This window comes from Sphingomonas bacterium (genome assembly GCF_903644055.1).
Classification (GTDB): Bacteria; Pseudomonadota; Alphaproteobacteria; order Sphingomonadales; family Sphingomonadaceae; genus Sphingomonas_I.
This window is the reverse complement of the sequence record NZ_CAHJXD010000139.1, coordinates 1-9,575: the sequence shown is the minus strand read 5'-3', so window position 1 is coordinate 9,575 and position 9,575 is coordinate 1. Positions and strand designations below refer to the sequence as shown.

At 66.2% G+C, this 9,575-nt stretch carries 7 protein-coding genes; 5 read left to right on the top strand and 2 right to left on the bottom strand.

The window, feature by feature from the left end:
- Positions 1-45 precede the first annotated feature (45 nt).
- From atpD to HUU94_RS05980, 3 genes are all read left to right on the top strand, one after another.
- Positions 46-1,500: a F0F1 ATP synthase subunit beta gene (gene atpD / locus HUU94_RS05990; RefSeq protein ID WP_174274191.1), complete on the top strand. Its 1,455-nt coding sequence runs from the start codon at positions 46-48 to the stop codon at positions 1,498-1,500.
- 182 nt (positions 1,501-1,682) lie between these two features.
- Positions 1,683-1,946 carry an ATP synthase F1 subunit epsilon gene (locus HUU94_RS05985; protein ID WP_174274190.1) on the top strand — a complete coding sequence of 88 codons (264 nt, stop codon included), beginning with the start codon at positions 1,683-1,685 and terminating at the stop codon, positions 1,944-1,946.
- 82 nt (positions 1,947-2,028) lie between these two features.
- Positions 2,029-3,501, top strand: a complete 1,473-nt coding sequence (locus HUU94_RS05980) for a CpaF family protein (RefSeq protein ID WP_174274189.1) — start codon at positions 2,029-2,031, stop codon at positions 3,499-3,501.
- A 15-nt stretch (positions 3,502-3,516) separates the two neighbouring features.
- Here the strand turns inward: HUU94_RS05980 and HUU94_RS05975 are convergent, their stop codons facing one another.
- Positions 3,517-4,848, bottom strand: coding sequence for an APC family permease (locus HUU94_RS05975; RefSeq protein WP_174274188.1), 1,332 nt, complete (start codon positions 4,846-4,848; stop codon positions 3,517-3,519).
- Between the two features lie 63 nt (positions 4,849-4,911).
- On the opposite strand from HUU94_RS05975, the gene HUU94_RS05970 reads away from it, so the two are divergent.
- On the top strand, positions 4,912-6,135 hold the full coding sequence (locus HUU94_RS05970) for a kynureninase (protein ID WP_174274187.1): 1,224 nt from the start codon (positions 4,912-4,914) through the stop codon (positions 6,133-6,135).
- Between the two features lie 113 nt (positions 6,136-6,248).
- Complete coding sequence (locus HUU94_RS05965) at positions 6,249-6,503, top strand: XrtV sorting system accessory protein (protein WP_174274186.1); 255 nt, start codon at positions 6,249-6,251, stop codon at positions 6,501-6,503.
- 82 nt (positions 6,504-6,585) lie between these two features.
- Here HUU94_RS05965 and secA read toward each other — a convergent pair whose 3' ends face one another.
- On the bottom strand, positions 6,586-9,336 hold the full coding sequence (gene secA, locus HUU94_RS05960) for a preprotein translocase subunit SecA (protein ID WP_174274185.1): 2,751 nt from the start codon (positions 9,334-9,336) through the stop codon (positions 6,586-6,588).
- Positions 9,337-9,575 lie beyond the last annotated feature (239 nt).

Genomic DNA, 9,575 nt, shown 5'->3' with positions numbered 1-9,575 from the left:
TGACGATTGAAGGCAGGAAGAGACACGATGGCAACCGCCGCTGAAATGACCCGCCCGGCAACGGGCACCAACAATACCGGGCGCATCAGCCAGGTGATCGGCGCCGTGGTCGACGTCGCGTTCGATGGCGAGCTGCCGGCGATCCTTTCGGCGCTCGAGACGCGCAACGGCGACAACCGCCTCGTCCTCGAAGTCGCGCAGCATCTCGGCGAGAGCACGGTGCGGACGATCGCGATGGATTCGACCGAGGGGCTGACGCGCGGCCAGGAGGTCAAGGATACCGGCTCGCAGATCCGCGTGCCCGTCGGCCCCGCGACGCTTGGCCGCATCCTCAACGTGATCGGCGAGCCGATCGACGAGCGCGGGCCGGTCGGCTCGGACCTCACCGGCCCGATCCACAACAAGGCGCCCGACTTCGTCGATCAATCGACCGAGGCCTCGATCCTCGTCACCGGCATCAAGGTGATCGATCTGCTCGCGCCCTACGCCAAGGGGGGCAAGATCGGCCTGTTCGGCGGCGCCGGCGTCGGCAAGACCGTGCTGATCCAGGAGCTGATCAACAATATCGCCAAGGGCCACGGCGGCGTTTCGGTGTTCGCCGGCGTCGGCGAGCGGACGCGCGAGGGCAACGATCTCTATCATGAGTTCCTCGACGCGGGCGTCATCGCCAAGGATGCCGACGGCAATCCGACGCCTGAGGGATCGAAGGTCGCCTTGGTGTTCGGCCAGATGAACGAGCCCCCCGGGGCACGCGCGCGCGTGGCGCTTTCCGGCTTGGCCAACGCCGAATATTTCCGCGACGTCGAGGGCCAGGACGTGCTGTTCTTCGTCGACAACATCTTCCGCTTCACGCAGGCCGGGTCGGAAGTGTCCGCGCTGCTCGGCCGCATCCCCAGCGCCGTGGGCTACCAGCCGACGCTTTCGACCGACATGGGCGCGTTGCAGGAGCGGATCACCTCGACCAACAAGGGCTCGATCACCTCGGTGCAGGCGATCTACGTGCCCGCCGACGATCTCACCGATCCGGCGCCCGCCACCTCGTTCGCCCACCTCGACGCAACGACGACGCTCAACCGCGCCATCTCGGAGCTCGGCATCTATCCGGCGGTCGACCCTCTCGACAGCACCAGCCGCGTGCTGACCCCGGCGGTCGTCGGCCAGGAGCATTACGAAACCGCACGCGCGGTGCAGGAAGTGCTTCAGAAGTATAAGTCGTTGCAGGACATCATCGCGATCCTCGGCATGGACGAGCTTTCCGAAGAGGATAAGCTGACCGTCCAGCGCGCGCGCAAGATCCAGCGCTTCCTCAGCCAGCCGTTCCACGTCGCCGAGGTCTTCACCGGCATCGCGGGCAAGTTCGTGCAGGTCGAGGATACGGTCCGCTCGTTCAAGGCGGTGGTCGACGGCGAGTATGACCATCTGCCCGAGAGCGCCTTCTACATGGTCGGCGGCATCGACGAGGCGATCGAGAAGGCCAAGAAGATGGCCGAGGCAGCGTAAGTGGCTGAGCCATTGCGTCTTGAGGATGCGATCAACCGAAGCTGCCCTTGGTCGGGTGATCCGATCGTGGAAGCCGCGTTGACCCAATATCGAGGCGTGGTGGTCGGTTTTTGTAATTCCGGCTGTCGCGACAAGTTCGAGACAGCGATTGGCGCCTTCGATCGCGCGCTCGAGGAACGGTAATGGCCCTGCATTTCGAACTCGTCACGCCCGAAAAGCTCGTCCGCTCCGAGGCGGTGCACATGGTCGTCGTCCCCGGCACAGAGGGCGATTTCGGCGTGCTGGAGGGGCATGCGCCGGTGATGTCGGTGATCCGCCCCGGCGAGCTCACCGTCTATTCGGCACCGAACAGCATCTCGGCGCGCATCCAGGTCGAGGGCGGTTTCGCCGAGGTCAACGAGCGCGGGCTCACCGTACTGGCGGAGGCGGTGCGGGAGGAAGCCTGATCGCACGGCCACGCCTAAAGGACGATCAAATTTATCCGTTACTTGCCATGGTGGGGCGCATCGCCCGTGCGTGAGGTGATGGATGAGCGCTTTCGGCAGGCGCAGCGGATCGGGCGCTGCGGGAACCCCAGGTGCTGTGGGGCCCATGCTTTCGACCGACGCCTCGATGGGCGGCGGCGCGCAATTCCCACCGCTTGAGGCGATCGCTCCGGGCAACGCGCTGGGCGCGATGGAGCGGCTCGCCAACCGGATCGCCGCGTCGGGCGAAGCGGGCAGTTCGCGACACGACGGGTTCGATGCCTCGGTCCACAAGATCAAGGAACAGGTGCTCCCTCGCCTGCTTGAGCGCGTCGATGCCGAAGCGGCGGCGACGCTTTCCAAGACGGAGCTGGCCGAGGAATTCCGGCCGATCATCGGCGAGGTGCTCCACGAGCTCAAGATCAGCCTCAACCGGCGCGAACAATTCGCGTTGGAAAAGGTGCTGGTCGATGAGTTGCTGGGGCTCGGGCCGCTCGAGGAATTGCTCGCCGATCCGCTGATCAGCGATATCATGATCAACGGACCCGACCAGACCTACGTCGAGCGCAAGGGCAAGCTGGAGCTGGCGCATATCCAGTTCCGCGACGAGAACCACCTCTTCCAGATCGCCCAGCGCATCGTCTCCAAGGTCGGGCGCCGCGTCGACCAGACCACCCCGCTCGCCGACGCGCGGCTCGCCGACGGCAGCCGCGTCAACGTCATCGTGCCGCCGCTGTCGCTGCGTGGCACCGCGATCTCGATCCGCAAATTCTCCGCCAAGCCGATCACGCTCGACATGATGGCCAAGGGCGGATCGATGTCGGACGCGATGGCGACCTGCCTCAAGATCGCGGGCGCGAGCCGCTTCAACATCATCATCTCGGGCGGCACGGGATCGGGCAAGACGACGATGCTCAACGCCATTTCCAAGATGATCGACCCCGGCGAGCGCGTGCTGACGATCGAGGATGCCGCCGAGCTTCGCCTCCAGCAGCCGCATTGGCTGCCGCTGGAAACGCGCCCGCCCAATCTGGAGGGTCAGGGCGAGGTCAATATCCGCGACCTCGTCAAAAATGCGCTGCGCATGCGCCCCGACCGCATCATCCTCGGCGAAATTCGCGGCGCGGAATGTTTCGACATGCTCGCGGCGATGAACACCGGCCATGACGGATCGATGTGCACGCTCCACTCCAACAGCCCGCGCGAGGCGCTCGCCCGCATGGAGAATATGGTGATGATGAGCGACATCAAGGTGCCCAAGGAGGCGATCAGCCGCCAGATCGCCGATTCGGTCGACATGATCATCCAGGTCAAGCGGCTGCGCGACGGATCGCGCCGCGTGACCAACATCACCGAGGTGATCGGCATGGAGGGACCGGTGATCGTCACGCAGGAGCTGTTCAAGTTCGAATATCTCGACGAGAATAGCGAGGGGAAGATCATCGGCGACTATAAGGCGATGGGACTGCGGCCCTACACGTTGGACAAGGCCAAGCAGTTCGGCTTCGACCAGCCCTATCTGGAGGCGTGCCTCTGAACCGGACGATCGTCGTCAGGTGCGCCTGACGCGCCGCAGGACTAGGAAAACCAGGGCGCTCGCGATCGAGACGGCGGCGAGGCCGGCGATCTCGCTCCATTGGCCGAGGCCGATGATGACCAGCATGCTCGCCATGCCGACGATCGCGATCAGCGGCAGCGCGGGCAGCGCCAGAGGTTCGCCCAGGATTGCGACGTCGCGCCTGCGCAGTACCCAGGCGGCGGCGCAGCCCAGGAAATAAAGGGCGGCCGCCGCGAGCGAGGCGAAGACGGCCAGGCGCGTGAAGGTGCCGGTGACCGCCAATGCCATCGCGAGCAGGGCATGGATCCAGATCCCGACATGCGGCGTCTTCCAGCGCGGATGGACGCGTCCCAGCGCCTTTGGCAGCAGGCCGTCGCGCGCGAAGGCGAACAGCAGGCGCGGCGCGCCGAGCAGATCGCTCGCCAGCCAGCACAGCATCGAGAAGGAGGCCGCGACCAGCATCAGCGGCCGCAATCGCGGATCGACCAGGCCCAGAGCATCAGCAAGCGGCGCCTTCGATCCGACCAGCCCCGCGCCGAGCAGGCCCTGCGCGACGAGCTGGATCAGAATGTAGAGCAATCCGATCGATCCCATCGCGAGCAGCAACGCGCGCGGGATGTTGCGGGTCGGACGCTCGACCTCGCCCGAGGCGGCGAGCGGCGATTCCATGCCGGAAAGCGCGAACAGGGCGAGGATCACCGCTTCGCCGATTCCTTCGCCGGGCCGGTGCGCGATCGGTGTCGCGGCACCCTGCCCCTGCAACAAGGCGATCCCGCCGATCACGACGAACAGCACGAGCGGCAGGACCTTGACGAAGGTCGCCCAGCCGATGATCCGCGCGGCGGTCTCGACGCCCGCGACGTTGAGCCAGGCGATCGCCGCCAGCACGACGACGATCAGCGTCGCGCGCGGCACGCCTCCGCTTAGCATCGGGAGCGCCGCCGCCGCGGTATCGGCGAAGGCGGCCGCGACGCCGCCGAGCGCCAGCACGCAGGAGAGATAGAGCAGGATGCCCGCCACGAACCCCGCCGTCGGCCCCAGCGCCGCGCCGATCGTGCCATAAGGTCCGCCGCTGGTCGGCACGCGGCTGCCGCCCTCGGCGAAGCACAGCACCACCGCGCCCATCGCGACGAGGCAGCCGAGATAGGCCAGCGGGGAGGCGACGCCCGCCGCCGCCGCCATCGCCGCGGGCAGCCGGTAGATGCCAGCACCCACGACTTCGTTGGCGATCGTTGCGGCGAAGGCGATCACGCCCATGCCGCGCACCAGGCCATGATCGCGTTCGACTTCGCCTATCGTGGCCCCCGCCTGCGTCTTGCTCGCCACTATCGTTCCCCCGCTGCGGACGAGAGCTTGCCCGAGCGCCGCCGGACCGGCAACAGACAGTTTATGCCGCCCACCAGCCTCGCCGAAGCGCAGGCGCTCGACGCCGCCGATCCTTTCCGCGCGTTGCGCGATCGCTTCGCCTTGCCGGAAGGGGTGATCTATCTCGACGGCAATTCGCTCGGCCCCCTGCCCCGCGCGGTGCCGGCGCGGATCGAGGCGGTCATGCGGGAAGAATGGGGCGAGCGGCTGATCCGTAGCTGGAACGAGGCCGACTGGTGGAATGCGCCCCGGCGGATCGGGGATCGCATCGCGCGGCTGCTCGGCGTCGGCGACGGTACGGTCGTCGCCACGGACACGACGTCGACCAACGCGTTCAAGCTCGTCGTCGCCGCCGCCCGATTGCGCGGCGGCGCGATCCTGGCCGAAGCCGACAATTTCCCGACCGACACCTATATCGCCGAGGAGGCCGCGCGCCTCCTCGGCCGCCCCTTCCGCATGGTCGTGGGCGCGGACATGCAGGGGGCGCTGGGCGACGACGTCGCCGTCGCTATCGTCACGCACGTCAATTATCGCACCGCCGCGCGTGCCGACATGGCGGCGTTGCAGGCGGAGGCGGCGCGTCATGGCACGCGGATCGTCTGGGATCTCAGCCACAGCATCGGCGCGGTGCCGCTCGATCTGGCGCGTGACGGCGCCGAGCTGGCGGTGGGATGCAGCTACAAATATCTGAACGGCGGGCCCGGCGCGCCGGCGTGGCTGTACGTTGCCGAAGCGTTGCAGCCGATGTTGCGATCGCCGATCCCCGGCTGGTGGGGGCATGCGGACGCTTTCGCCTTCGACAGCCGCTACCGGCCCGCGCCGGACATCGGGCGCTTTCTCGGCGGGACGCAGCCGATGCTGAGCCTGCTCGCGCTGGAGGAAAGCCTGCGGCTGTTCGAAGGGATCGCCATGGCCGCGCTGTGGGACAAGGCGATCGGGCTGTTCGATCTGTTCGCGGCGCGCGTCGAGGTGCTGTGCCCGGAGCTCGAGATCGCCTCGCCGCGCGAGGCCGGCGCGCGGGGAAGCCACATCGCCCTGCGTCACGAGGGCGCGCAGGGGATCGTCGCGGCGATGATCGCGCGGGGCGTGATCGGCGATTATCGCGCGCCGGATATCGCGCGGTTCGGGCTGACGCCGCTGACGTTGCGCCATGCCGATATCTGGCGGGCGACCGGGATATTGGCCGAGGCGATGCGCGAAGGCGCGTGGCGCGACGGGAGGCCGGAGCCGCGGGGAAGCGTGACCTGAGGGGCGCTTGCATGGCGCGGGGCCGCATGGCATCGCGAGGCGAGCGTGTAATCCGATGATATGGATGCTCCGTCCCGATCAGCTTCGCTGGATCGGATCGAAGGAGAGCCTGCTTGGAAACGATCTACGATTGGGTGACGGTCGCGGTGTTCGCGGGGCTCATCGTGCTCTTCCTCCAGCGCTCCTCGACCGAGGGCGAGCCCAAGGATTCGATCTGGCAATATCTCGCGGCATCGGTCGGCTGCGCGGTCGCCAATTACCTCGGCAACCATGACGACGTGCCCTATCATCATGTGCTGGCGATCCTCGTGCTGGGCGGCACGATCGCCTATATCTGGTTCGCGCTGAAGCCGCTCGACCGGGCCTGATTCCGCCGGTTTCCTAACTCACTTTCTTCCCGTCATCCCAGCATGGCTGGCATGACGGGCGGGGAAAGGACGGGGCGGCGCCCTACCCCGCCTGCCCGTGGCAATGCTTATATTTGCGGCCCGATCCGCAGGGACAGGGCGCGTTGCGGCTGACCTTGGCTTCCCAGGTCGAAGGGTCGCCGAGGTCGACGGGGAAATCGGGCTGGGCGATCGACAGCGGCGGCAGGCGGGTGGTGACGAAGCCCGCCGTGCCCCCATCGCGATCGGCGCTGTCGTCGAGGCCGGTGAGCGGATCGATGTGCGTCGTGATGAAATCGGGCATCGGGGGGAGCTGGGTCGGCAGGTCCGACGGCGCCGTCTGGAAGCGGATCTGGCTCAGCGAGCGCGTGACGTCCTCGCGGATGTCCGAGAGCATCCGCTCGAACAAGGCGAAGCCTTCCTGCTTATATTCGTTGATCGGGGTCTTCTGCGCGTAGGAGCGCAGGTGGATCACCTGGCGCAGCGCATCGAGCGTCGAGAGATGCTCCTTCCAGTGATGGTCGAGCGTCTGGAGCAGGATGCTCTTCTCGATATCGCGCCACATCTCGGGGCCGATCTCGGCGACCTTGGCGGCCATCGCCGCTTCGCTGAGCTCGGTGACGCGGGTGGTGATGAGCTCGGGATCGACGCGCTCCTCCTGCATCCAGGCCTCGATCGGCGCATCGATCGAGACGATATCGGCGAGCGCCGTCTTGAGCGTCTCCATATCCCACTGTTCGGGGTAGGAGCCCGGCGGGCAGGCGAGCCCGACGACCGCGTTGATCGTCTCGGCGCGCATGTCGGCGACGACATCGTCGACCGTCTCCGAATCCATGATGTCCGAGCGCTGCTCGTAGACCACCTTGCGCTGGTCGTTCATCACGTCGTCATATTCGACGACCTGCTTGCGTATGTCGTAGTTGCGCGCCTCGACCTTCTTCTGCGCGGTCTCGATCGCCTTCGAAATCCAGGGGCTGACGATCGCCTCGCCATCCTCCAGATTCTTGTTCATCATCCTGGCGAACATCGTCTGCGGGCCGAAGATGCGCAGCAGATCATCGTCGAGGCTCAGGTAGAAGCGGCTGAGACCGGGATCGCCCTGGCGCCCCGAGCGGCCGCGGAGCTGATTGTCGATGCGGCGGCTCTCGTGGCGCTCGGTACCGAGCACGAACAGCCCGCCGGCGGCGAGCACCGCCTCCTTCTCCAGCGCGATCTCGCCACGGATGCGTTCGGCGGCGGCTTCATATTCCATCGTGCCGGATTCGAGGCCGGGATGCTCGGCGAGCATGCGATATTCGAGGTTGCCGCCGAGCTGGATATCAGTGCCGCGCCCGGCCATGTTGGTCGCGATCGTCACCGCGCGCAGCCGCCCCGCCTGCGCGACGATCAGCGCCTCCTGCTCATGGTAGCGCGCGTTGAGGACGTTGTGCGTGACGCCTTCCTTGGTGAGGAATTCGCTCAGCAGCTCGCTCTTCTCGATCGAGACGGTGCCGACGAGGACGGGCTGGCCGGTCTCCTGCTTGCTGCGGATGCCCTTGGTGATCGCGGCGAACTTGTCGCCGAGATTCTTGTAGAATTCGTCATCCTCGTCGATCCGCCTGACGGGGACGTTGGTGGGGATCGTCACCACGTTCATCTTGTAGATCTGGTAGAATTCGTTGGCCTCGGTCGCCGCCGTGCCCGTCATCCCGCCGAGCTTGGGATACATGCGGAAGAAGTTCTGGAAGGTGATCGAGGCGAGCGTCTGGTTCTCGGGCTCGATATTCACGCCTTCCTTGGCCTCGACCGCCTGGTGGAGGCCATCGGACCAGCGGCGGCCGTCCATCATCCGGCCGGTGAACTCATCGATGATGATGACCTTGCCGTCCTTGACGATATAATCGGTGTCGCGCTTGAAGACGACGTTGGCGCGCAGCGCCTGGTTGAGGTGGTGGACCACCTGCGTATTTTCGAAATCGTAGAGATTGTCGCCCTCGAGCATTCCGGCGGCTTCCAGCGCGCGCTCGATCCGCTCGGTGCCGTCCTCGGTGAGGATCACCGAGCGCTGCTTCTCGTCATGCTCGTAATCGGCGGGATCGATCTGCTTCACGATCGTATCGACGCGGAGATAGAGCTCGCTCTTGTCCTCGGTCGGGCCCGAGATGATCAGCGGCGTCCGCGCCTCGTCGATCAGCACGCTGTCGACCTCGTCCACCACCGCATAAGCGAAGGGGCGCTGGACCATCATCGCGCGATCATATTTCATATTGTCGCGGAGGTAATCGAAGCCGAACTCGTTGTTCGTGCCGTAGGTGATGTCCGACGCATAAGCGTCGCGCCGCTCCTGATCGGAGAGGTTGGGGACGATCACCCCGACGGCGAGGCCGAGGAAGCGATAGACGCGGCCCATCCATTCGGCATCGCGGCTGGCGAGATAATCGTTGACGGTGACGACGTGGACGCCGTTGCCGGGCAGCGCGTTGAGATAGGTGGCGAGTGTGGCGACCAGCGTCTTGCCCTCGCCGGTGCGCATCTCGGCGATCTCGCCGCGATGGAGGACGATGCCGCCGACCATCTGGACATCGTAATGGCGCTGGCCGAGCACGCGCTTGGCGGCCTCGCGGACGGTGGCGAACGCCTCGGGCAGCAGCGAGTCCAGCGTGTCGCCGGCAGCGAGGCGCTCGCGGAAGCGCGCGGTCTGCGCGGCGAGCTCCTCGTCGGACATCGCCGCGAGCGTCGGCTCGAAGCCCGCGATCCTGCCGATCAGCGGCTGCATCGACTTGACGTAACGATCGTTGGACGATCCGAAGATGGCCTTGGCGATGCCGGCGAACATTCACTTACCCTTTGGAATGAAGCCGACGCGGGAACCCACGCGCGAAGCGGCCTTGATATGCCGCCGCGAGATAGGATCAGGGGGGACGCGCGTCAATTCGGAGGAGGGATGAGGCCGGATCGGGGCTCAAGCTCCAACTTCGTTCAGAAAGCCACCCGCAAAGTGGCCTTTGTGGCCTTTGTGGCCTTTGTGGCCTTTGTGGCCTTTGTGGCCTTTGTGGCCTTTGTGGCCTTTGTGGC